The 22,677-nt window shown below is 55.9% G+C and carries 22 protein-coding genes; 18 read left to right on the top strand and 4 right to left on the bottom strand.

Translation table 11 applies throughout. From position 1 onward, the window contains the following. Positions 1-220: 220 nt before the first annotated feature. The 4 genes from HNR64_RS04300 (at position 221) to HNR64_RS04285 (ending at position 7,127) form a co-directional block, all read left to right on the top strand. On the top strand, positions 221-2,626 hold the full coding sequence (locus HNR64_RS04300; protein ID WP_204995310.1) for a hybrid sensor histidine kinase/response regulator: 2,406 nt from the start codon (positions 221-223) through the stop codon (positions 2,624-2,626). 3 nt (positions 2,627-2,629) lie between these two features. Next, positions 2,630-3,520: a GGDEF domain-containing response regulator gene (locus HNR64_RS04295; protein WP_204995309.1), complete on the top strand. Its 891-nt coding sequence runs from the start codon at positions 2,630-2,632 to the stop codon at positions 3,518-3,520. Positions 3,521-3,640: 120 nt separating this feature from the next. Continuing rightward, positions 3,641-4,414: an alpha/beta fold hydrolase gene (locus tag HNR64_RS04290; RefSeq protein ID WP_204995308.1), complete on the top strand. Its 774-nt coding sequence runs from the start codon at positions 3,641-3,643 to the stop codon at positions 4,412-4,414. A gap of 169 nt (positions 4,415-4,583) precedes the next feature. Continuing rightward, positions 4,584-7,127, top strand: coding sequence for a TonB-dependent receptor (locus HNR64_RS04285; protein WP_204995307.1), 2,544 nt, complete (start codon positions 4,584-4,586; stop codon positions 7,125-7,127). Positions 7,128-7,206: 79 nt separating this feature from the next. On the opposite strand, the gene HNR64_RS04280 is transcribed toward HNR64_RS04285, so the two are convergent. From HNR64_RS04280 to HNR64_RS04270, 3 genes are read right to left on the bottom strand one after another with little or no spacing between them, the layout of a single operon-like run. Beyond that, the gene (locus HNR64_RS04280) at positions 7,207-7,881 is read right to left on the bottom strand and encodes a ChrR family anti-sigma-E factor (RefSeq protein ID WP_204995306.1); all 675 of its coding nucleotides are present in this window, start codon (positions 7,879-7,881) and stop codon (positions 7,207-7,209) included. Then, positions 7,878-8,438 carry a sigma-70 family RNA polymerase sigma factor gene (locus tag HNR64_RS04275; RefSeq protein ID WP_036256790.1) on the bottom strand — a complete coding sequence of 187 codons (561 nt, stop codon included), beginning with the start codon at positions 8,436-8,438 and terminating at the stop codon, positions 7,878-7,880. The genes HNR64_RS04280 and HNR64_RS04275 overlap by 4 nt, the downstream gene beginning before the upstream one ends. Before the next feature lie 3 nt (positions 8,439-8,441). Beyond that, positions 8,442-8,927 carry a DoxX family protein gene (locus HNR64_RS04270; RefSeq protein ID WP_204995305.1) on the bottom strand — a complete coding sequence of 162 codons (486 nt, stop codon included), beginning with the start codon at positions 8,925-8,927 and terminating at the stop codon, positions 8,442-8,444. A gap of 77 nt (positions 8,928-9,004) precedes the next feature. On the opposite strand from HNR64_RS04270, the gene HNR64_RS04265 reads away from it, so the two are divergent. The 4 genes from HNR64_RS04265 to HNR64_RS04250 are packed head-to-tail and all read left to right on the top strand — an operon-like array spanning position 9,005 to position 12,130. Beyond that, entirely contained in the window at positions 9,005-10,006 is a 1,002-nt protein-coding gene (locus HNR64_RS04265) for a cysteine synthase A (protein ID WP_204995304.1), read from the top strand. Positions 10,007-10,044: 38 nt separating this feature from the next. Then, positions 10,045-10,620 carry a LemA family protein gene (locus HNR64_RS04260; RefSeq protein ID WP_204995303.1) on the top strand — a complete coding sequence of 192 codons (576 nt, stop codon included), beginning with the start codon at positions 10,045-10,047 and terminating at the stop codon, positions 10,618-10,620. 6 nt (positions 10,621-10,626) lie between these two features. Then, the gene (locus tag HNR64_RS04255; protein ID WP_204995302.1) at positions 10,627-11,523 is read left to right on the top strand and encodes a GIDE domain-containing protein; all 897 of its coding nucleotides are present in this window, start codon (positions 10,627-10,629) and stop codon (positions 11,521-11,523) included. Positions 11,524-11,533: 10 nt separating this feature from the next. Continuing rightward, entirely contained in the window at positions 11,534-12,130 is a 597-nt protein-coding gene (locus HNR64_RS04250) for a TetR/AcrR family transcriptional regulator (RefSeq protein WP_051171304.1), read from the top strand. Positions 12,131-12,135: 5 nt separating this feature from the next. Here HNR64_RS04250 and HNR64_RS04245 read toward each other — a convergent pair whose 3' ends face one another. Beyond that, positions 12,136-12,609 (bottom strand): DUF2489 domain-containing protein, encoded by a 474-nt coding sequence (locus tag HNR64_RS04245; protein ID WP_204995301.1) that lies wholly within the window; start codon positions 12,607-12,609, stop codon positions 12,136-12,138. A gap of 97 nt (positions 12,610-12,706) precedes the next feature. On the opposite strand from HNR64_RS04245, the gene mtnA reads away from it, so the two are divergent. From mtnA to HNR64_RS04195, 10 genes are all read left to right on the top strand, one after another. After that, the gene (gene mtnA / locus HNR64_RS04240) at positions 12,707-13,765 is read left to right on the top strand and encodes an S-methyl-5-thioribose-1-phosphate isomerase (RefSeq protein ID WP_204995300.1); all 1,059 of its coding nucleotides are present in this window, start codon (positions 12,707-12,709) and stop codon (positions 13,763-13,765) included. Further along, positions 13,762-14,385, top strand: a complete 624-nt coding sequence (locus HNR64_RS04235) for a methylthioribulose 1-phosphate dehydratase (protein WP_204995299.1) — start codon at positions 13,762-13,764, stop codon at positions 14,383-14,385. Before mtnA ends, HNR64_RS04235 begins: the two co-directional genes overlap by 4 nt. Positions 14,386-14,400: 15 nt before the next feature. Beyond that, on the top strand, positions 14,401-14,949 hold the full coding sequence (locus tag HNR64_RS04230) for a 1,2-dihydroxy-3-keto-5-methylthiopentene dioxygenase (protein ID WP_204995298.1): 549 nt from the start codon (positions 14,401-14,403) through the stop codon (positions 14,947-14,949). Beyond that, positions 14,946-15,626 (top strand): acireductone synthase, encoded by a 681-nt coding sequence (mtnC, locus tag HNR64_RS04225; RefSeq protein ID WP_204995297.1) that lies wholly within the window; start codon positions 14,946-14,948, stop codon positions 15,624-15,626. Before HNR64_RS04230 ends, mtnC begins: the two co-directional genes overlap by 4 nt. 155 nt (positions 15,627-15,781) lie before the next feature. After that, the gene (locus tag HNR64_RS04220; RefSeq protein WP_204995296.1) at positions 15,782-16,189 is read left to right on the top strand and encodes a MerR family transcriptional regulator; all 408 of its coding nucleotides are present in this window, start codon (positions 15,782-15,784) and stop codon (positions 16,187-16,189) included. Between the two features lies 1 nt (position 16,190). Then, positions 16,191-17,360: an isovaleryl-CoA dehydrogenase gene (locus tag HNR64_RS04215; RefSeq protein ID WP_204995295.1), complete on the top strand. Its 1,170-nt coding sequence runs from the start codon at positions 16,191-16,193 to the stop codon at positions 17,358-17,360. A gap of 17 nt (positions 17,361-17,377) precedes the next feature. Next, positions 17,378-18,985, top strand: a complete 1,608-nt coding sequence (locus HNR64_RS04210) for a carboxyl transferase domain-containing protein (protein ID WP_204995294.1) — start codon at positions 17,378-17,380, stop codon at positions 18,983-18,985. An 11-nt stretch (positions 18,986-18,996) separates the two neighbouring features. Then, positions 18,997-19,791, top strand: coding sequence for an enoyl-CoA hydratase/isomerase family protein (locus HNR64_RS04205; RefSeq protein WP_204995293.1), 795 nt, complete (start codon positions 18,997-18,999; stop codon positions 19,789-19,791). A gap of 1 nt (position 19,792) precedes the next feature. Further along, positions 19,793-21,763, top strand: coding sequence for an acetyl/propionyl/methylcrotonyl-CoA carboxylase subunit alpha (locus HNR64_RS04200; RefSeq protein ID WP_204995292.1), 1,971 nt, complete (start codon positions 19,793-19,795; stop codon positions 21,761-21,763). 2 nt (positions 21,764-21,765) lie between these two features. Continuing rightward, positions 21,766-22,665 (top strand): hydroxymethylglutaryl-CoA lyase, encoded by a 900-nt coding sequence (locus HNR64_RS04195; RefSeq protein WP_204995291.1) that lies wholly within the window; start codon positions 21,766-21,768, stop codon positions 22,663-22,665. The last annotated feature ends 12 nt before the right edge of the window (positions 22,666-22,677 follow it).

Genomic DNA, 22,677 nt, shown 5'->3' with positions numbered 1-22,677 from the left:
TAAACATCTCAGATACTCTAATTCACATTGAACGCCACAAGGGATTCGCCGCCATGGAACGCAAGCAACCATCGGGACTCGCTATCTTCGCAAATGTCTTACTTCTGTGCGTGAGTGCGGCTGTCGCGCCGACTGAAATTAGCATCATGAGCGGCATCGCTATGCTAGCGATCTTGCTTCTCAGCGCTGCGGCGTTAAGTGGTTGGCACCGACATAGCTAATGTCATTACGCAAGCAATTAACGCTGATCTTATGCGGCTTCGCACTCCTGCCGCTGCTGTTCTTTGGTGCAGTGGACTATTCCATGTCCGTCGCTCACCTAAAGGCCGCCGCTATGCGGGAGCTAACAGCGTTAAGTGACATCCAGCGAGAACGCCTACTCAATCAAGTTAATCAACACAAACAACAAATGCTAATGATTGCCCAGGCACCCGCTGTGACGCAGGCGGCCTACGCGGTGTGGCAGGGCGATGCCGACAACAACAGGTTGGGCTCAGCGCTGGAAGAGGCGCTTTCCCTAGCGCCAAACGTGACCGAGGCGCATATCTATGGCCCCGCTAATACACTGCAGAGTCGCGTGTTTGGTGCGGGATATCATGCCCAGACACCCACCGACGGCCGCCGATATTCTGAGATCTCTTTATCCCACGACACCAATGGGCAGGCGCTGCTCGTCGATGAAGCCCCTATCTACCACAGCGGAAAATTTGTCGGCCGGATTCGTCTGTACACAAATGCTGAGCCACTACTGCATATATTTACCGACTACAGCGGCATGGGTGAAACCGGCGAATCAATACTGATCCAACCCGACCAGGACCTTCGAGTCAAAGCGCTACACAAACGCCGATATAACGACAGTGGCGAATTGACCTACAACCCCTTTCGCGCGCCCTTTAATAGCAACCATAAAGAGGCTTACGACGTTTTTGATTATCGCGGCGAAGCTGTGCTCTTAGTGGGGCAATTCCTTCCCGAGTTGAACTGGGGAATTATTGTTAAGCGCGATATCAGCGAGATACTCGGCCCTGCCAAAGCCATGCTATCGCGTCTCAACATATTCATTATTGCGATTGCCGGGCTCAGCATAATTATTGCCCTGCGTGCAGCAGCGATCATTCATCGCCCTGTGGCGAAGCTAACGCAAACCGCTGAGCGCATTCGCACAGGCGATCTGCGCAAGCGGGCCGATGAGAGCGGTCACAATGAAATGGCGGTTTTGGGTCGCGCGATTAACGGCATGCTCGACCAGCTTATCGACGATAATACCCAGCTTGAGAAAGCCGTCGCGCAGCGCACCTTCGAGGCGGAGTCAGCAAGAGAGCGAGCCGAGGAAAATAGCCGGCTACAAAGCGAGTTTCTGGCCAATATGAGCCATGAAGTCCGCACACCACTGAATGGTATTATGGGTATCGCGAGCATACTAAAACGGTCGGTCAGTGACGACCGAACACAAGAGTACCTCGACATCATCGAAAACTCTGGGCAAAACCTGCTTGTTATTATCGATGACATATTAGAATTATCGCGCGCAAACACCGGGCAACTCTGTCTTCACAACGACGACTTTAGCGCCCGCGATGTCTTTTCCACGGTACTGAAATCATCTGCTGATGCGGCCAGGGAGAAAGGGCTCGCATTTACCGTAGCGTTTTCCAGCAATGTGCCACGCACCTTGCACGGCGATGCCACACGACTTACGCAGGTGTTAAAGCAGTTGCTTAGCAATGCTTTGAAGTTTACCCAGTCAGGGAACATAGACGTTAAAATTAGTTGGTCGGCGACGTCTGCTTCTCGCGGTCAGCTTTGCCTGTCCGTTACCGATACCGGCATCGGTATCCCGCCATCAAAACAACAAGATGTCTTCAAGCCCTTTGTTCAGGCTGACGGTGGCAGCACTCGCCGCTACGGGGGCAACGGTTTAGGGTTGAGCATTGTCTCCCACATCGTCGCCATCATGAACGGCCGTATTGACGTCACCAGCACGGAGAACCGCGGCACGACATTCACCGTAACTACCGAATTACTCGTTGCTGAGCCAGCACCACTGGCAAGCCAGAGAACGGATCACGTTAATGGCAAACATACCGATGCAAGCACAGCAAACATAGAGTCCAGCTCGCCAGCGAGTGGGAACGTACATCAACTACAGCCGCCGGCCCAGCGAGCGGCGCCAACCAGAATGAGACCTGCAACGGCGAAACTCTCATCACAAGCAGCTACACTGGCATTTATAGATGACTGCACGTCGTTGCCAGAACCGGCGGTAGAGGACGATAGACACATGATACTGGATGAACAACGCCTGCGTGATATTACCCGCAACAAGCCTGCACTCATCACCAGCATCTCTCAGCTCTTTATCGATGAGCTTCCAGATATGTTGCAAAGTATCGATGATGCCTATGCCAAGGGCGAGCGCGACGAGCTCGCTCAGGCCGTTCACAGGCTGAAAAGCGCACTGGGGAATTTCGCAACGCAGGAATACTACCGCGACATTAGTGGATTGGAGGCCCAGGCCAAGGAGTCTGACGAACCGCTATCCCTGTGGCGTGAAAAATGGGATACAGTCATCCTTAAACTACAATTACTGGAAAATGAGTTAAAGGATATAGCGGGCCTCTAGCCGATGGATATTTTACTGGTCGACGACGACCCAATCACTCGCCTCGCGCTTTGCGCCGCCGTAGAAGACTGGGGCTTTACGCCCATTGTCGCGAAAAGTGGTGAACAAGCGCTCGAGATCCTGAATGAAGACAGCCCGCCTCACCTTCTTATCATCGACTGGTCGATGCCGGGAATGAGTGGCCCTGAACTTTGTGAAAATATACGGCTGCGAGATGACGGCCAGTTCTTCTACATTCTTATGCTCACAGGCAAAGAGGGCAATGAGGCGGTTATAGAAGCGATGGAGTCTGGCGCCGACGACTTCTTGAGCAAACCCTTTGATCACCGCGTGCTCAAGGTTCGGCTCGCCGCAGGCAGCCGCATCGTTCGCCTGGAGCAAACCCTCAATCAACTGGCTTCCCGCGATTCTTTAACCCAGTGCTGGAATCGTCGGATGATCGATGAGCTACTCGACTCAGCGATTGCAGAAGCCCGCCGCAAAACCTCAAATCTGTCGCTGATGGTGCTGGATATCGACCATTTTAAGAAAGTAAACGACACCCACGGCCACGCCGCCGGCGATGTTGCCCTTAAGCATATGGTCAATATTCTCAATACAAATTTGCGCGAGTACGACCAGGTCGGGCGCTATGGCGGAGAGGAATTTGTGGTGATCTTGCCCTCGACCGACAAAGATTCCGCCTGGGGCGTTGCCGAGCGTATCAGGGCCTCTCTGCAATACCACCCAGCTCAGGTTGATGCCGAGCTCGATATATCAATGACAGTAAGCATTGGTATTACCGAGTTCCGGCACGACGGCAGCGACGGCCGCATAAGCCTGTTTGAACGGGCCGACCGGGCTCTGTATACCGCTAAGCACTCGGGCCGAAACCGCGTCGTCTATGGTGATTAGGCGATGAACTTTCTTTGGTATCGCGCTCGTTTTAATATAGTCGAATTAAAAATACCATAACACATCTCACTCGTCACGAGTAGCGTATAACGCCGTATCACCAACACAATGGAAATGATCATGCCTAGCCCCAGCCTCACATTGAGCCATGGCTCTGATATTCGGCCTCCGCGTCTCTCGAACACCCTCGGAGAGTTCGGTCGCGCCGCCAAGGAATGTAGCTTGCTAGTTTCCCGCCACCGGCAGCTCGCAAAATTGCCGAGAGGCGACGGCCACCCGGTTATCGCCCTCCCCGGCTACGGTGGTGACGATGGCAGCATGTCAGCATTGCGTTACTGGCTGCGGCGCTGGAACTACCAGGCCGAACCGTGGAAGCTTGGCCGCAATATTCCCGCCGGGCGCATCTCACAAATGGAGCACATGCACGAGTTTCAAGAGCATATGCTCAGCCGCATCCAGCAGCGCGTAGATGATTTATACGAGCTGTGCGACAGGCAGCCCATCAGTCTAATCGGCTGGAGCCTGGGGGGCATTTACGCCAACGCAATGGCGCAGCGTGAGCCAGAGAAAATCCGTCGCGTGATTAGCCTGGGCACCCCCTACGGTGACCCGAAAGGAACCGCCGCCTGGAATGTCCTCAAGCTACTCAATCGCAGTACAACGCCCGACCACGAGCAAAACACGGATCAATGGGTAGAGTTGAATGCAGGGCCGCGCACCGTGCCGACAACGGTGATCTACAGTCCCTGCGACGGGATTGTGTCGCCCTCTATCGCCCGACTTGAGGGGCCAAATATCGACAATATCGAGGTCGAGTCCAGCCACCTCGCCTTTGCCTGGAATCCCGCTGTTATGGAGAAAGTTGCCGAGGTTCTCGCTCGCCCCCTCCCCTGAGCACATCGTCGCCGCTACGATGCGGCGATCTCCCCCCACATCGTAGCCGCGCGCTCCCCCAGCGCGATGCCAACAGCCTCTAGTACAAATGGGCTGTTGCGTGCAGTAGTCGAATATGCTTTAACTGCACACTGCAACATAACAATAATCAGCACCAATGGAGCACTACGTGAAGAACACAACCCCTATTGCAGCAGGGCTGTGCCTGCTCGCCAGCTCAATCGCCCAGTTAAGCTACGCCCAAGAGAAAAATACGCCTCGCGGCCTGGAAGAGGTGATTGTGACCGCTCAGAAAAAAGCGGAATCCCTACAGGATACGCCCATTTCGCTGACGGCCTTCGGCGAAGAGCGCCTAGAAATTGACGGCATCAACAACTTGAACGATATCGGCTCCAAGGTCCCCAGCCTGACGATCGAGCCATTTCCGATCAACAATGCAACACTGCGAATCTTTATCCGCGGTATCGGCCTGTCGGACGTTCAGGTAACGCAGGATCCGCCGATCGGGATTTATGTGGACGGCGTTTATATCGCACGTTCCACAGGCACCGCGCTCGACGTCGCTGAATTACAGCGTATAGAAGTACTCCGCGGCCCCCAGGGCACACTATACGGCCGCAACACCACTGGTGGAGCCATCAACCTAGTGACTAAGCGCCCAACGACTGAGGCCTTCGAATTCAAAGAAAAACTCACATTTGGCAACCGCAACCAGTTCACCTCTAAAACCACCGCGAACATTCCCATCAGCGATACCTTGGCGGCCAAGGTCGCCTATCTGACAACGGAAATGGACGGTTTCATCGAAAACACCGGCCCCGGCGGTGATTTTGGCGACCGCGAAGTCGAGGGCTATCGCATCGACTTTCGTTGGGATATCAGTGACACCATGACCTTGGATTACGCCTATGACAAATCCGAGTATGAATACATAAACTACATGTATCAGTCGATTCGCCCCGGCGAACAAAACAAAGGGCAAGCAGAGCCCGTTAGAGAGTTTTCGGTAAGTCAGGCTAAGCACAGTGAAGACCGCTTCGACTCCATGGAAACGTTCCGCCCGATGGAGACGTCAGAAACCGAAATCGAAGGCCACTCCCTCATCCTGACCAAAGATTTTGAAAATGTTCAGGTGAAGTACATCGCGGCCTATCGCGAATTGTATGACGCGTCGTATGCTGACTTAGGCGGCGGAATAGGTTCAGGCCGCTACCGCACCGACTCACATGAGTACTGCGGACCCGCAGTCGAGGCACAAACTGGCGAGGAATGCCTGCCTCTCGTCGTGCCGAAAATCTCTCAAGAACAAACCTCTCACGAGCTGCAGTTTGCAGGGAGCCTGTTTAAAGATTCGGTTGACTACATCGTGGGCGCGTACTACTTCGAAGAAGAAGCCACGGAAAACAATGCTCCGCTCCACCACCAGTTCAGCTCAGAAATCAGTGATAACGTTATTCCTATCCCCGTTTTGGGACAAATTCTGGGAAGCACGCTACTCACGGCTGGCGACGTTAAGATCGTTAATATGTTGTCGCAGCGATACGACATCGAGAACACGGCCAAAGCGGTATTCGGTCAGTTTACCTGGACACCGGGCATTCTTGATGAACGCCTACACCTAACCTTTGGTGCTCGCTACTCCAAAGACTCCCGCGAAGCACTGAAGAATCAGACAGATAAAACCTACCTAGAGATAGGCACGTTAAACCAAGCAATAGATATGCAGAACTTGGGTCCATTGCAGCCTGTTTTGGGTGCAGGTGGCTTCTTATTACCGGGCGATCGCGCCTTCGATAATATCTACGCATCGAAGGATTTCACCGATAGCTCCTTCAGCTTTATTGCCGAATTTGACCTGACCGAGGACATCAACCTCTACGGTAAATTTATCCAGGCCTATAAATCAGGCGGCTTCAACACGCGCGACCCACAACGCGGCTCCACAGGCACACCCTCAGGGCCAACCACACCAGAGGGACGCGGTGACGACACAGATCAGCCCGCGCCAGATGGCGTCGTCTACGGCTACGGCTTTGCTGACGGCTTCGACGAGGAACACGTGGACTCTATTGAAGCAGGGATCAAGAGCGAGCTTCTGGATCGCCGACTGCGCATAAATGCCAACCTGTTTTACAGCGAGTACACCGACATTCAGCTCAACTTTATTCTCGCCGGCACCATTGCCGACACCAAAGTGGCGAATGCGGGTGAAGCGGAAATGCGCGGCCTTGAAGCTGACATCACCTTCATGGCGACAGATAACTTGATGCTGATGCTGAACTACGCTTACCTCGACGCAGAAGTGACCAAGGCCGTGGACAAGGCCGGTAACGATGTTACCGATACCTTCGTGTTCTATTCCGCGCCCGAGCACAGTTACACCGCGTCTGCGGACTGGACGATCGGCTCTTGGGATTGGGGCGTGCTGTCGGCCAACGTGAGCTATAACTTCATGGACGACCGCAACGGCGGTGTGCGCGAAGCCAATGCCGTCAACACCTTCATTGGTAGCTACGGCCTGTGGAACGGTCGCCTAAGTCTCAGCCAAGTGCCCGTAAGTCGATTTGGTACATTAAATATCGGCCTGTGGGGTAAAAACCTCGGCGATGAGGAATACGAAATCACGGCTATCGACAACCTGCCGCACAGTGACCGGGCCGTTATCTGGGGAGAACCTCGTACCTACGGTATCGACGTGATCTACGAGTTCTAACCGCCCTCACACCGAGTGTGATAATACTAAGCAATAAAAAAGGCAGCCCAAGGTCTGCCTTTTTTCTACACAATCCCTTCTAGATTTTGATAAAGGGTTGCACCAATTTAGCGATCCACCCGCGGAACTCCAGTGGTGCATCCATGCCAGCTAAACAAATGCAGTCTTGATCTGCATCGGCGATCGGCTGGTGCTCAACCGAACCGTCCAAATCAGCAAAGTCTCCCGCGTTGAACTTACCGAGACTGTCGCTATAGCCACCGCGCAATATCAGTGTCAGTTCGTGGCCGCGATGGGTGTGAACGGGCATTTGCTTGCCAGCCGCTATTCTCAATAACTTGGCGTCCCCTTCCCCGCACTTCAAATCCACCTGCTTCATACCAGGCACGATACTTTTCCATGGCAGAGAATCGAAGTCGTCTTGGTCCACCAGATTGCGCAGCAAACGAGGTAACTCGCTCCGCGACGCCGCCGCAGGTGAACTTTCGTGCGCCGCGGCTGGGCTTGCTTCGCCGCTCGGACTCGCGTCCAGCAACGCCATCATGGATTCGCGTCGCCCGTCTGAAAGCGGCTTCTCCTGCAACTGCGACATCAAGCTACCGCCAACAGCGTCAGCCTGCGCCACTCGTTCCCGGCATGCGCTGCAGTATTGCAAATGGCAACCCACAACCAGCGCCATGGCGGCTGGTAACGAACCGGCCGCGTAGCTCAAAATTGTCTCATCGTTTGGATGATGTTCGATGTGCCCCATCATTCATTATCTCCGAAGTGCTGGCGAAACGCCCGAATCGCCAGCCGTAAACTAGATTTCACACTGCCTAGAGGCATCCCAGTCTCTAGCGCTATCTCACTGTGGCTTTTGCCCTCATAATAAGACTTGTACACCACTTGAGCCTGGTTGTTTGGCAACTGCTCAATGACTCTCAAAAGTCGGTCGCCGTCTGCATTAATGCTCGGCTCGGGTTCGTAGGTCTCTGTCAAATTCTCGTCAGATTCATACGCTATCCCACGTTGTTTACGCAAACGATCTATCCACAGATTTCGCGCCACGCGAAAAAGCCACGTGCTTACCGCGGCTTTTTCGCGCTTGTACAAATGCGCTTTATTCCACAAAGCGAGCAGTGCATCCTGCGTCAAATCTTCCGCTAGTGAGGCTTCCACGCCTTGGCCCAGCAAATAGGCGTTCACCCTGGGTGAAAAGTGATCAAAAAGCAGCATAAAGCTCTTTTTATCCCTCTCACCGGCAACGCGCTCCATGCAATCCGCCCAGAATGCCCCTGTGCGCTCTTGTTGTGTGGCTTCTTTTGCCATGTATTAACCTCTTGAGGCCTCGTTTACGTTGGAGGACTGATTACGGATCATCCCTGATGTTGCCCATAAAATAGCGGCTATCAGCACGAATTGCAGCGGTATGCGCAACCATAGAACCGTGTCAGGTAGCTCGCCGCCGGGGCCTGCAACGCCCGCCATAGCTTGGTAGATATTGGCGGGCAGAACAGCGATGCAATACAGCGCCATAATCTGGCCAACTCGCTGGCGCCAGCGAGATAAAAATATCAGTGGCGCAATCAGCAGTTCGAACACACCGGTTAACCAAACAATCCAAACTGGGTATGGCAGAAACGGCGGCACAATAGCAGCAAACTCCTGGGCGAACAGAAAATGTGCAACCCCGCCCGCTAGAAAGAATAAACAGATCAAGCCACGAATTACTGCCTTCACCCTAATCTCCATTTTTGCAAAGGTGTACCCTAGCACCGCGCTGGCAGATTCTACACAGATGCTATCGGCATTTATCAACAATAGTCTAAATACAGGCGCTTGTGACCGCGTCCACCGCTCGTTAACATGGACCTATTCGCTGTGGAGAAGTAGTAATGACCTATAAGAGCATGCCGGAGCTCATCGGCAACACCCCTTTAATACAGCTGAAGGGAGTATCAGAACTCACCGGCTGCACTATTCTTGGCAAAGCGGAGTTTCTTAACCCCGGAGGCTCCGTCAAAGACCGCACAGCACTCGGCATTATTCGCGAAGCAGAACGCGACGGCTCACTGCGCCCCGGCGGCACAATTGTAGAGGGCACCGCTGGCAATACGGGTATTGGTTTGACACTGATCGCCAATGCTCTGGGTTATAAAAGTGTTGTTGTAATGCCGCAAAGTCAAAGCCGCGAAAAGATTGAATTACTCGATCTCTATGGTGCAGATTTGCGGCTCGTTCAAGCCACAAGCTACAGCGACCCCAATCACTATATTCATACTGCCCGCCGCCTCGCTGAAAGCCTCAATGACAGCGAAGCCAACGGAGCCATTTGGGCGCGCCAGTTCGATAATACGGCCAATGCAAAAATTCACCAGGAAACCACCGGCGAGGAAATTTGGCGTCAGACCGACGGGCAAGTTGACGGCTTTATCTGCGCCGTGGGCACTGGCGGAACACTGGCCGGCGTCAGTCGCGCACTCAAAGCCCACAACAAGGACATACACATTGGTCTTGCCGACCCACAAGGCTCTGCACTCTACAACTACTACACCCACGGCGAGCTGCAGGGCGAAGGCCGTTCCATCGCTGAAGGCATTGGTATTAGTTTAATCACCGACAATTTACGCTTGGCGGAAGTCGACAGTGCCCACCAGATCGCAGACGCGGAAGCGCTGCCCTACATCTTTGATTTGCTCCGCAATGAAGGCCTGTGTCTTGGCGGCTCATCGGCAATTAATATCGCGGGCGCCGTTGCACTGGCCCGCAAGTTGGGTCCCGGCCATACGATTGTCACGATTCTTTGCGACTATGGCGACCGTTACAAAAGTAAGCTCTACAACCCGGTATTTTTGGAAAATATGGGCCTGCCCGCTCCAGATTGGCCGGTGAACTGAGTCCTGCAATAACAATACAACACGGAGAGCACATCGCCATGGCCGTAGGCACGATGGTATTTCTAGCAGTACTGGTATTTACCGTACTCTACTTAGTTCTTATGTATAACGGCTTGGTGAATCTCAAGCACAACGTTGCCAAGCACCTCGCCAACATCGATGTGCTGCTCAAACAGCGCCACGACGAACTCCCCAAGCTCGTCGAGACCTGTAAACAGTATATGCAGTTCGAGCAGGATACCCTGCAAAAGGTTATCCTGGCTCGCCAACAAGTCGCTGACGCACAAGCTCAACACGACATAAAAAGCCTCGGGCAAGCGGAAAATGGCTTGCGCAGTAGCCTCGGGCAGCTCTTCGCTCTCGCGGAAAATTACCCAGAGCTCAAAGCAGATGGGGTATTTCAAAATCTCCACACCCGCATTTCTGCGCTCGAGAATGCCATTGCGGACCGGCGCGAGGTCTACAACGAAGCCGTCAACAATAACAACGTGCGTATAGAACAGTTCCCGGACGTACTGATTGCCCGAGCATTTAACTTCAAGGCCTTCGACTTGTTACAGTTCGAAAAAGCAGAATTGAAGGATGTGAATATCAGCACCTTGTTCAACAGCTAGCGCAATATGGAAGGGCTTTTCCATATTGCCTTATTGGGCGTAATAAGCACTGTTGCCGCCGTTGCCAGCTTTTCTCGGCTGGGACGCGCGCGCCTCATTGAGGACACCCCAACATCCAAGATCCGCTCAGCCTCTCAGGGCTATGTGGAGCTAATCGGCAGCGGCGAGCGCCCGGAGCAAACCACGCCGTTGCTTAGTAAGCTATCGGCCAGCCCCTGCATTTGGTTTCGCTATCGCATAGAACGCTATGAGCGCAGTGGCAAAAACAGCCGCTGGCGTAAAATAGAAGGCTTCAGCAGCGAGCAGCCTTTTTTGCTCAACGACGGCAGTGGTCGCTGCTACATCTTCCCCGACAAAGCAGATATATCCAGCCACCGCAAACGCAGCTGGTATGGCAGTAGCCGCTACCCGATTTCGGGGCAGAAGCACTCGCTGTTTGGCCGGCGTTACCGCTATACCGAAGAGCTTCTCTGCGAGGGCGACCTACTCTACGCGCTGGGCCTTTTTGAAACCCGCCACCCGCCGAGCGACGCTCAGCGCAACCAATCGCGAATGGCGGAGATTCTCAAGGACTGGAAACAGGACTACGACAAACTCGTGCAGCGCTTTGACCGCGATAACAATGGCGAGATAGACCCGGCTGAGTGGGAGCTGGCGCGCAGGGAGGCCCTTCGCATGGCAGAGCGAGAAGCGCGTAAAAGCTCGCCGAGCCAAGCAGTGAATACGCTCCGTCACTCGCCCAATCGACAACAACCGTTTATCATCGCCACCTCAGAACCCGAATCCCTGAGTCGACGCTACCGCTGGCAGGCGCTAGCATGGTTAATAGTGAGTGTGGGCTGCGCCGCTGGCGTGGCCTGGCTTTTGCTTCAGGAAAACCTGTCGACGATAGGCGCAGTATAGGACCAGCACCATGACAACGCGGCGCAATACCCGTGAGCGCATTTTACAAGTGGCAGAGGAACTGTTTGCACAGCAGGGCTTCGCCGCGACTTCTATCAGTGAAATCGCCGTGCAGGTTGGCATCAGCAGCCCCGGGATCTACAAACACTTCAGCAACAAACTCGCCATTTACGAGGAAGTTTGCGAACGCCTGATGGCCCCCCTGGTGGAAAAAACCAGCAAACTCCACACGGCTGCCAACTTTCTGGAGATCCGCGAGCAAATTCATACCATCATGAGTGACCTGAGCGCTCGCCCCAATATTGCTCGTCTGGTGCAACACGCCACACTGGCGCAAGATGAAACGCTGACTCTGCTCAGCGAGCGCTGGTACCGGAAAATATTCGCCTTTATCAGCGACGGCGCTAACAACCCCAATATCGAGTGGATACACGCCCCCACTGCGATGGCCTTCCACTGTATGATTTTGGGCTACGTGACACTGGCCCCATTACATCAATCCATCTTTGGCATAGACCCAATGGAGCCAAAACAGCTAGAGGCACAATTGCAGCTGCAGCACGATATGGTCGACGGCTTCAATTTACTGTTGCCCGAGCAGCAATAAACCCATTACCTGGCTAGTATTTCCGCCGCCTCTCGCATGGCAGTGGCGTGCTTCTCCTCGAGCGCAGCCATATGCTTGCGATAGTTCTCACGCTCGGTGCGACCCAATGATTTCCAGGCATCGTGAGTGGGGATATCTGCTAGTTCTGCCGCCATTTCAACAAACACCCCGGCTTGCTGCCGCACCCCAGCATCGATAGCCGGCTGATCAACCAGCACAGCGACCCGCAAACACAGCTCACTGCCCCCCACCTGCCCGTCGAGGAAACACTTTGCCAACACGCGAATACTCTCGCGCGCCCCCAAGGCGTGCTCGTTGCTCGCTGGCTGAAATTCTACCACTGCGTCGTCTGCGGCCTGCACTGCAGCGCGCTGGGCCTTGGATAGCGCGCGCAACCGCATCAGCAGTATCGCGGCGTAACTGGCCAATACCAAAATGATCACTGTGCCCGCCACAAGCCACACTGTGTAGCCTTCCATAATCCCCCCAAGCCGTTTCGTAAAGGCGAGCATTTTACCCGCTATCAGCGGAGAACGCCCTGCCTTATAATGGCGCCCCCAAAAACGGAGGCTTGCCGTGTCTACGCCAGATGCTATCCGCTGGAACAACAACCAGCTAGAACTACTCGATCAACGCGCACTGCCCAATACCTGCGCCTACTTGAGCTACGACCGTGCTGAAGACGTTGCCCACGCAATACGCGACATGGTCGTGCGCGGCGCGCCCGCCATCGGCATTACCGCTGCCTACGGTATGGCATTGGCGTGTAGACAATGTGGTGAGCAGCCCAGTGTTGCCGCTTGGACAAAAGCCTTAGCGGCACCTCGCCAGGCCCTCGCAGACAGTCGCCCCACTGCCGTGAACCTGTTTTGGGCGCTGCAACGTTGCGATCTCGTCGTGGAACAGTACGGCAACGGCCCGGGCCTTGGATCGGCGATGCTGGCATTGGCCCAGCAAATCCATCAGGAAGACATCGATATTAACCGGCGCATCGGCGACCACGGCGCGACATTAATCGAGCCCGATAGCCTGGTGTATACCCACTGTAATGCCGGCGCGTTGGCGACTGGCGGCTACGGTACAGCGCTCGGCGTCATTCGCTCTGCATGGCGTGAAGGCACTCTCCGCGGCGTGATTGCCGGAGAAACTCGGCCGTGGATGCAGGGTGCCAGATTAACCAGCTGGGAACTCATGCAAGACGCTATCCCGGTAACGCTGGCAACCGAGGGTGCAGCCGCTCAATTAATGCGCGAATTGACACCCAGCTGGGTCATTGTCGGGGCCGACCGCGTCGCCGCCAATGGCGATGTCGCCAACAAAATCGGCACCTACAACCTCGCCATTATCGCGCGTCACCACGGCGTAAAGATGATGGTGGCCGCGCCTACGAGCACCTTTGACCGCACGATGGATGGCCCTGACATCCCCATCGAGCAGCGCAGCGCCTCGGAGATCACTCACAGCCAAGGCACTGCCATTGCGCCTCAAGGCTGCCCGGCACACAACCCGGCCTTCGATGTCACGCCCGCGTCACTCATTGATGCCATCGTGACCGAACACGGTGTCATACATCAGCCAGGGCGAGACACCATCGCCGCTCATCTCGACAAAGCAGCAACCGGGAGCGCCTCATGAAAAAGACCAAGACCTTTTTCGACAAGGCGATCGCGCTGGCTGCCGCGGGCGCCGAGTTGTATCAGCGCGGCTGGGTGCCAGCCACTAGCGGCAACTTTTCGCTCCGCCTGGACAGTGATAGCGCGCTGGTAACCGCCTCAGGTAAACACAAAGGCCAGCTCGGCCCCACCGACTTTATTGCCGTCGACTTCGACGGCGCCGCGCTTAGCGACGGCAAGCCCTCGGCGGAAACCCTGCTCCACACCGCCCTGTACCGCCGCTTCGCAGACCTCGGCGCGGTCCTGCACTGCCACAGCGCAACGGCGACCATTCTGTCGCGGCTCCACGCCAGCGACGGCAAAATCACGCTGCGTGACTACGAGTTGCTAAAGGCTTTTCCCAACATTGACAGTCACGCGACGTCGGTTGATATTCCGATCTTTGCAAATACGCAAGACATCGCCGAGTTGGCCATAGAAGTAGATCAGTACCTTCAGGAATACCCAGCGTGCCCAGGCTATCTGATAGAAGGTCACGGTCTGTACTGCTGGGGGCAAACCCTGAACGACTGTTTACGCCACCTGGAAGCCCTTGAATTTATGCTGGACTGCGAGCTGGAAATGCATCGCTTGCGCCGCTAACCGAGGATCAACACCATGACAGCATTGCGCGTGTACCGCGACGATAACAGCGACGACATCGTTACCCAAAGCACTGACGCTGCCGAGATTCAACACCAGCTCGCCGCGCTCGGCGTGCGCTTTGAACAGTGGCGCACGCGCAGCGAGGTCAAAGCCGGTGATGATGCCGAGACGGTGTTAAAAACGTATCAAGCCGAGGTAGACGCCCTGGTTGCGCAACAGGGCTACCAGAGCGTCGACGTTATCAGTCTTGATAACAGCCACCCCGACAAGGCTGCCCTGCGCGAGAAATTTTTATCCGAGCACTGCCACAGCGAAGACGAGGTGCGCTTTTTTGCCGACGGTTGCGGCCTGTTTGCACTGCATATTGGTGCCATGGTCTACGAAGTGCTTTGCGAGCGTGGCGACCTGATTAGCGTCCCGGCAAACACCCCACACTGGTTTGACCTGGGACCCACTCCGGCATTGCTCGCGATTCGATTTTTTAATAATCCCGACGGCTGGGTGGCACACTACACCGGTAGCGATATTGCCCAGCGTTACTCTCGCCTGGACACACTATGATCAAGGCTATTGTCACCGACATCGAAGGCACAACCAGCGCCATAGACTTCGTTACCCAAGTGCTGTTCCCTTACGCCCGCAAACATCTGGGTGACTTTGTCGTCGCGCACCATCGCGAGCCGAAAGTCAGCGGAATACTTAAAGAAACCGCCCGCATTGCCAAACTCAATGCAGATGACCACTCGGCCATCATCCGTGTTCTGGAGCAATGGATAGATGAAGACCGAAAAATAACACCTCTGAAAAGCTTACAGGGCCTAATCTGGGAGCACGGCTATGCGAATGGCGACTTCCGCGCCCATGTCTACAGCGACGCTGTCGCCGCCCTGACGCAGTGGCATAAACAGGGCATCGCCCTCTATGTTTACAGCTCGGGCTCGATCCTCGCTCAGAAACTTTTTTTCGGGCACAGCGAGGCAGGTGACCTTCGCAAGCTGTTCAGTGACTACTTCGACACGACCACCGGCCCCAAACGCGATGCCGCCTCCTACCGGGAAATCAGCCGCGCACTGGACATACCAGCCGCGCAAACGCTCTTTTTGTCCGACATTGTTGAAGAGCTCGACGCCGCCGCCCAAGCGGGCATGCGCACGGTCTGGGTTCAGCGCAGCGGTGACCTTGTCGGTCACGCAACACATCAGTGCGTTAGCCACTTTGGCCAAATCCAGTTGAATTAAGGCTAGGTCCCTCGCCGCTGCTTGCGAACAAGCGGCGGCTCCCTCCCCCCCTTTGCTCAGTTCGTTACAGCACAGCGAAAAAGTGACACAAAAAGTTGACGTTAACGTAAACGTAATCTATAACATGCAACACAACCGCCTGAACCCATTTCAAAATGACGCAACAGTACAGCATCTCCGACCTCGCCTCGGAGTTTGACATTACCACCCGCAGTATTCGCTTCTACGAAGAGAAGGGGCTCCTGCGCCCCATACGCAGGGGCCAAACGCGAGTGTATAGCAGCGCTGACCGCACCAAGCTGAAACTGATTCTGCGCGGTAAACGGCTAGGCCTGTCACTGGAGGAGAGCCGCGACATTATTGAAATGTACGCCCCCCAGCGCGACAACAGCCCGCAGTTGCAAAGACTGATCGACAAAATTCGCGAAAAGCGCCAGCAGCTAGAGCAACAACTCAACGATATTCAAACCCTATTACAAGAACTTGATGCCGCAGAGACGCGATGCCTTGACGCTTTAGACAACGCCTCGCCTGACCAGAGCATCACTGCTAAGGAGCCCTGATATGAGCACCGCCTACCCCAGCCTTAACTTCGACCTCGGCGAAGACATCGATATGCTCCGAGAAACGGTTTATCGCTTTGCACAGGCCGAAATTGCCCCGCGGGCAGAGAGCATAGACAAGGACAACCAGTTCCCCTTGGACCTGTGGCGTAAATTCGGCGACCTGGGCCTGCTGGGTATCACCGTCAGCGAAGAATACGGCGGCAGCGATATGGGCTACCTGGCGCACGTTGTGGCGATGGAAGAGATCAGCCGCGCCTCGGCCTCTGTGGGCTTGTCCTACGGCGCGCATTCCAATTTGTGCGTAAACCAGATCTTTAAAAACGGCAACGCGGCTCAGCGCGAGAAGTATCTGCCCAAGCTATGCAGCGGCGAGCATATCGGCGCGCTGGCGATGTCAGAACCCAACGCCGGCTCCGATGTGGTGAGCATGAAACTGCGGGCAGAGAAAAAAGGTGACCGCTATATCCTCAACGGCAACAAAATGTGGATCACCAACGGCCCCGACGCTCACACCTATGTGATCTATGCCAAAACTGACCCACAGGGCGGCTCCAAGGGAATCAGTGCCTTTATTGTCGAGCGCGATTTCCCGGGCTTCTCCCGCTCCCCCAAACTCGACAAGCTGGGTATGCGCGGCTCAAATACCTGCGAGCTGGTATTCCAGGACTGTGAGGTCCCTGCAGAAAACCTCATGGGCAATGAGGGCGACGGCGCGCGCATTTTGATGAGCGGCCTGGACTTCGAGCGCACGGTGCTGTCTGGCGGGCCCACGGGGATTATGCTGGCTTGCATGGACGTCGTGGTGCCCTACTTACACGAGCGCACCCAATTCGGCCAGAGCATTGGCGAGTTTCAGTTAATGCAGGGCAAGGTCGCCGACATGTACTGCGATCTCAATGCCAGCCGGGCCTATTTGTACACTGTCGCAAAAAGCTGTGATCGCGGAGAAGAAACCCGCAAAGACGCCGCCGCCGTCATTCTGTATACCGCTGAAAAGGCCACACAAATGGCTCTGCAAGCCATTCAAACTCTCGGCGGCAACGGCTACATCAACGACTACCCGACAGGCCGCCTACTTCGCGATGCCAAGCTTTACGAGATTGGCGCAGGCACCTCTGAGGTTCGCCGTATGCTGATCGGTCGAGAACTGTTTAACGAAACCCGCTAAGTGATTGGAGACCTGCTATGACCGTGCTTAACACCCGTGTCGACAAACACAGCGCTGAGTTTCAGGAAAACTACCAGGCCCTGGCCAAAGAGGTCGAGGCACTGCGCAACAAGTCGGAAGAAATTGCCCAGGGCGGTGGTGAAAAAGCGCGTGAGCGCCATCACCAACGCGGAAAAATGCTGGCCCGCGAGCGTATCGACGCCCTGCTGGACCCCGGCGCCGCCTTTTTGGAAATCGCTCAGCTGGCGGCTGAAGGAGTCTACGGCGAGTCCGTACCTGCGGCGGGCGTCATCGCCGGTATCGGGCAGGTTTGCGGCATCGAATGTATGATTGTCGCCAATGATGCCACGGTTAAAGGCGGCTCCTATTACCCCCTGTCTGTCAAAAAGCACCTGCGCGCGCAGACGATCGCCGAACAAAACCACTTACCCTGCATCTATCTGGTGGACTCCGGCGGTGCCAACCTGCCCCGCCAGGATGAGGTTTTTCCAGACCGCGAACACTTCGGCCGTATTTTCTATAACCAGGCGAATATGTCGGCGAAGAATATTCCTCAAATCGCCGTGGTGATGGGCTCCTGTACTGCCGGTGGCGCCTATGTGCCTGCCATGGCTGACGAAACCATTATTGTTAAGCAGCAGGGCACCATCTTTCTGGCTGGCCCCCCGCTGGTAAAGGCAGCAACGGGGGAAGTGGTCACGGCCGAAGAGCTTGGCGGCGCCGACGTGCATTGCCGTGAGTCGGGCGTTGCTGATCACTACGCGGAAAACGATGAGCATGCTCTGCAGCTGGCCCGACAGGCCGTCTCAAAGCTGAATCGCCAAAAACCGCAACAGCTAGAGCAATGCGAAACCAAAGCACCGCTCTACGCCGCCGATGAACTCTACGGCGTTATTCCCAACGATAGCCGCAAGCCCTTCGATGTGCGCGAAGTAATCGCGCGTATTGTTGACGGTTCCGACTTCGACGAATTTAAGGCGCTGTTTGGCAGCAGTTTGGTCTGTGGCTTCGCGCGGCTATACGGCTACCCGGTGGGCATCGTCGCGAACAATGGCATTCTGTTCAGTGAATCTGCACAAAAAGGCGCCCACTTTATCGAGCTGTGTGCACAGCGCAAGATCCCGCTGATCTTCCTGCAGAACATCACCGGCTTTATGGTAGGAAAGCAGTACGAAGCCGGCGGCATTGCTCGTCACGGCGCCAAAATGGTGATGGCAGTCGCCTGCGCCCAGGTTCCAAAATTCACCGTCGTTATCGGCGGCTCCTACGGAGCGGGCAATTACGGTATGTGTGGCCGCGCGTATGAGCCGCGCTTTATGTATATGTGGCCCAACGCGCGAATCGGCGTGATGGGCGGCGAACAAGCGGCCGGTGTACTGGCCGACATTAAACGCGCGCAATACCAACGCCAGGGCGAGAGCTGGAGCGATGAACAGGAGCAGGCCTTCAAACAGCCGATCCTGGATAAATTTGCCGAGCAGAGCCATCCCTTCTATGCCTCGGCACGATTGTGGGATGACGGCGTTATCGACCCTGCGGATACCCGCCGTGTGCTGGGCATGAGTTTGTCTGCCAGCTTGAATAAAACCATCGACGACAGCCGCTTCGGCGTCTTCCGGATGTAGGAGTGCAGCCCATGACAGATGCGACCCTTATCTGCGACGTCGACCAACGCGGCGTCGCGACTCTTACGCTTAACCGGCCAGCACTTCACAACGCCTTTGACGATAGCCTTATCGCAGAGATACATGCCGCACTGACGACGCTGGCGGCCAACCCCGCGGTGCGCTTGTTGATATTAGCCGCCAACGGGAAGAGCTTTTCTGCCGGTGCCGATGCCAACTGGATGCGGCGCATGGCCAACTACAGCGTAGAGGAAAATCTGCGCGACGCCCGCGCATTAGCGGCCCTGCTAGATGCGCTGAACGGCTTCCCCCATCCGACCATCGCCCGGGTAAACGGCGCGGCCTTTGGCGGCGGTGTCGGCCTGGTCAGCTGCTGCGATATGGCGATTGGAAATACGCGAGCAAGCTTCTGCCTGAGCGAAGTAAAGATTGGCCTGATCCCCGCGACCATCAGCCCCTACGTGATCAACGCTATCGGTGGGCGCGCCGCGCGCCGCTATTTTCTTAGCGCCGAGCGATTCGACGCCAACACCGCCACCGAACTAGGGCTGCTGAGTGAGTGTGTCGATGACGACCAGCTCGACGCCCGCCTGGAGCAACTGGTTGCACAGCTGCTCGCCAATGGCCCCTCCGCCATGCGGGCGGCGAAACAGCTAGTGTTGGACTATCAAAATTGCGAAACCAATAGCGCGCTGATCGAAGATAGCTGTCAGCGCATCGCCGATATTCGCGTCTCCCCCGAGGGGCAAGAAGGCCTGACCGCCTTCCTGGAAAAACGCCAAGCTGCTTGGCATAGCGGAGAGTAAAATGTTCAATAAAATCCTGATCGCCAACCGCGGCGAAATCGCTTGTCGGGTCATCGCTACAGCCAAACGCCTGGGCGTAGCAACCGTTGCCGTATACAGCGATGCCGACCGCAACGCCCAGCACGTTGCCCAGGCCGATGAGGCCTACTATATCGGCCCTTCAGCCGCGACTGAGTCTTACCTCTGCGCTGACAAAATTCTCGACGTCGCACAGCGCAGCGGCGCCGAAGCCGTCCACCCCGGCTACGGTTTTCTGTCGGAAAACGCTGACTTCTGTCGAGCATGTGATGCCGCTGGCATCGTCTTTATTGGGCCGCCTGTCAGCGCGATTGAGGCCATGGGTTCCAAGTCGGCAGCGAAGGCGATTATGAGCGAGGCCGCCGTGCCGCTGCTGCCAGGCTACCACGGGGACGACCAGGACGACGCACTGCTAAAACAGGCGGCGGCCGATATTGGCTACCCGGTGTTACTCAAGGCCAGCGCCGGTGGCGGCGGTAAAGGCATGCGCATTATCTGGCAAGCCGAGGACTTTGACAGCGCTTTGGCGGCCACCCGCCGCGAGGCCATCAATGCATTTGGCGATGACAAAATGCTGGTGGAAAAATACCTCACCGGCCCTCGCCACGTGGAAATTCAGGTATTTTGTGACGGCCACGGCAATGCCGTTCATGTGTTTGAACGCGACTGCTCGCTGCAACGCCGCCACCAGAAAGTCATTGAAGAGGCGCCGGCCCCGGGCATGAGCGCGTCACTGCGTGAGGCGATGGGCGACGCCGCCGTGCAGGCCGCAAAAGCGATTGGCTACCGCGGCGCAGGTACGGTGGAGTTTCTGCTTAACAGCGACAACGGTTTCTATTTTATGGAAATGAATACCCGCCTGCAGGTAGAACACCCCGTCACTGAAATGATCAGCGGCCAGGACTTGGTGGAGTGGCAGCTTCTGGTCGCCAGCGGCGAGCCACTGCCCTGCCAACAACAGGAGCTGCAAATTCGCGGACACGCCTTTGAAGCCAGGCTCTACGCCGAAGACCCCGAGCAACAGTTCTTGCCGCAGACGGGACGCTTGAACACCCTGCACTTTCCCACTGAAAACCCCCATACTCGCGTCGACTCAGGGGTCATCGCTGGTGATACCATCAGCATGTACTACGACCCCATGATAGCCAAATTGGTCGTGTGGGATGAAGACCGCGAGCGTGCGCTCAAACGCTTACAACGGGCACTGTGTGAATGTCATATTGATGGCCTGACCACGAACAGAGACTTCCTGTATCAACTGGCCAGCCACACTGCCTTTGAAGCCGCGGACTTTGACACCGGCTTCATCGACAAACACTACGACGATATGCGCCGCGACGAGCAACAGCGTCAAGCGGAGCAACAGCCCCAGCTACACGCCCTAGCCGCTCTCCACTACCTGCTTTGCGAAAGCACTCAGTGCAGTAGCGACTCACCCTGGAAACAGGACAGTTGGCGCTTGAACCTATCCCGCTCACGTGAACTCGCGTTAACGATCGACGGGCAGCGAGTCAATGTTGGCGTCAGCCACCTCAGTGCTGGCTGGGCCTTAACCATAGATGGCCAGCGCTTCCACGTGAACGGTAACCTCGATGGCAGCAGTGTGACGGTGGAAATCAATGGTTGTAGAAAACAGCTGCGCCGCAGCACCAAAGACGATTGTCTGTTGTTCACCGAACGTGGCCAGGCATTGCGCTGTGAGCCCCATCGCTATCAAAGTGCCAGCGACGAGCAACATGGCGGGCTGCTAGCGCCGATGAATGGGCGCATCGTCAGTCTGTTGGTAGAGCCCATGCAGTCAGTCCAACAGGGCGATGTACTGATGATTATGGAAGCCATGAAAATGGAGCACAGCGTGACCGCGCCATCAGCCGGCCACGTTGCTAGCTTCCACTTCGGCGAAGGTGACCTGGTTGAAGGCGGCGCCAGCTTACTCAGTTTCGAGGAGGCCTAGCCATGCTCCCCAATAGCGTAAAGCTGGTAGAAGTCGGCCCCCGCGACGGCTTACAGAATGAAAAACACGCCATCAGCGTTGCCAACAAAGTGGCTTTGATTCAGCGGCTTGCAAACGCTGGCGTCAAGCATATTGAAGCCGGTAGCTTCGTGAACCCCAAGTGGGTGCCGCAAATGGCCAACAGCGAAGCGGTGTTTGCCGCCCTTCCCGACGACGGGGTCTGTTACAGCGCATTGACGCCCAACCTGCAGGGACTCGACCGCGCGCTCGCCGCTGGGGTAAAAGAAGTAGCGGTATTTGCCGCCGCGTCGGAGGGCTTCTCGCAAAAGAATATCAATTGCAGTATTGCCGACAGCCTCAAGCGCTTCGAAGCGGTAATGCAAAGCGCCAACGACGCCAAAATACGCGTGCGCGGCTATGTATCCTGCGTGCTCGGCTGTCCTTATGACGGCAGCGTTTCACCACAGAAGGTCCTCGAGGTGAGTCGGGAAATGCTGGCGATGGGCTGCTACGAAATATCGTTGGGCGACACCATTGGCGTGGGCACCCCCGCGTCGATGAACCGTTTACTCGACGGCTTGCTTGCCGAAATATCACCCGAGCAGCTCGCCGTGCATTGTCACGACACCTATGGTCAGGCGCTGGTCAACATTTACGCGGCAATGCTGCGCGGCATTGCGACCATCGATAGTTCGGTTGCCGGCTTAGGGGGCTGCCCCTACGCAAAAGGGGCGTCGGGCAATGTGGCAAGTGAGGATGTTGTGTACCTGCTCAGCGGCCTCGGCATTCACCACGGCATTGACCTGTCTGCGCTTATCGATGCGGGTAACGCTATCTCGGCGACCTTGGGCCGCCCCAACCAATCCCGAACCGCACAAGCGCTGACGGACCAATCAGCGTAGCTGATCAGTAAT

This window comes from Spongiibacter marinus (genome assembly GCF_016906995.1).
Lineage (GTDB): Bacteria > Pseudomonadota > Gammaproteobacteria > Pseudomonadales > Spongiibacteraceae > Spongiibacter > Spongiibacter marinus.
This window is presented reverse-complemented; position numbering and strand designations above follow the sequence as displayed.

Bases quoted from the DNA above. Each gene is read 5' to 3' on its own strand.
- HNR64_RS04300 (WP_204995310.1), top strand. From the start codon at position 221: ATGTCATTACGCAAGCAATTAACGCTGATCTTATGCGGCTTCGCACTC.
- HNR64_RS04295 (WP_204995309.1), top strand. From the start codon at position 2,630: ATGGATATTTTACTGGTCGACGACGACCCAATCACTCGCCTCGCGCTT.
- HNR64_RS04290 (WP_204995308.1), top strand. From the start codon at position 3,641: ATGCCTAGCCCCAGCCTCACATTGAGCCATGGCTCTGATATTCGGCCT.
- HNR64_RS04280 (WP_204995306.1), bottom strand. From the start codon at position 7,881: ATGATGGGGCACATCGAACATCATCCAAACGATGAGACAATTTTGAGC.
- HNR64_RS04275 (WP_036256790.1), bottom strand. From the start codon at position 8,438: ATGGCAAAAGAAGCCACACAACAAGAGCGCACAGGGGCATTCTGGGCG.
- HNR64_RS04265 (WP_204995304.1), top strand. From the start codon at position 9,005: ATGACCTATAAGAGCATGCCGGAGCTCATCGGCAACACCCCTTTAATA.
- HNR64_RS04260 (WP_204995303.1), top strand. From the start codon at position 10,045: ATGGCCGTAGGCACGATGGTATTTCTAGCAGTACTGGTATTTACCGTA.
- HNR64_RS04255 (WP_204995302.1), top strand. From the start codon at position 10,627: ATGGAAGGGCTTTTCCATATTGCCTTATTGGGCGTAATAAGCACTGTT.
- HNR64_RS04250 (WP_051171304.1), top strand. From the start codon at position 11,534: ATGACAACGCGGCGCAATACCCGTGAGCGCATTTTACAAGTGGCAGAG.
- HNR64_RS04245 (WP_204995301.1), bottom strand. From the start codon at position 12,609: ATGGAAGGCTACACAGTGTGGCTTGTGGCGGGCACAGTGATCATTTTG.
- HNR64_RS04235 (WP_204995299.1), top strand. From the start codon at position 13,762: ATGAAAAAGACCAAGACCTTTTTCGACAAGGCGATCGCGCTGGCTGCC.
- HNR64_RS04230 (WP_204995298.1), top strand. From the start codon at position 14,401: ATGACAGCATTGCGCGTGTACCGCGACGATAACAGCGACGACATCGTT.
- mtnC (WP_204995297.1), top strand. From the start codon at position 14,946: ATGATCAAGGCTATTGTCACCGACATCGAAGGCACAACCAGCGCCATA.
- HNR64_RS04220 (WP_204995296.1), top strand. From the start codon at position 15,782: ATGACGCAACAGTACAGCATCTCCGACCTCGCCTCGGAGTTTGACATT.
- HNR64_RS04215 (WP_204995295.1), top strand. From the start codon at position 16,191: ATGAGCACCGCCTACCCCAGCCTTAACTTCGACCTCGGCGAAGACATC.
- HNR64_RS04210 (WP_204995294.1), top strand. From the start codon at position 17,378: ATGACCGTGCTTAACACCCGTGTCGACAAACACAGCGCTGAGTTTCAG.
- HNR64_RS04205 (WP_204995293.1), top strand. From the start codon at position 18,997: ATGACAGATGCGACCCTTATCTGCGACGTCGACCAACGCGGCGTCGCG.
- HNR64_RS04200 (WP_204995292.1), top strand. From the start codon at position 19,793: ATGTTCAATAAAATCCTGATCGCCAACCGCGGCGAAATCGCTTGTCGG.
- HNR64_RS04195 (WP_204995291.1), top strand. From the start codon at position 21,766: ATGCTCCCCAATAGCGTAAAGCTGGTAGAAGTCGGCCCCCGCGACGGC.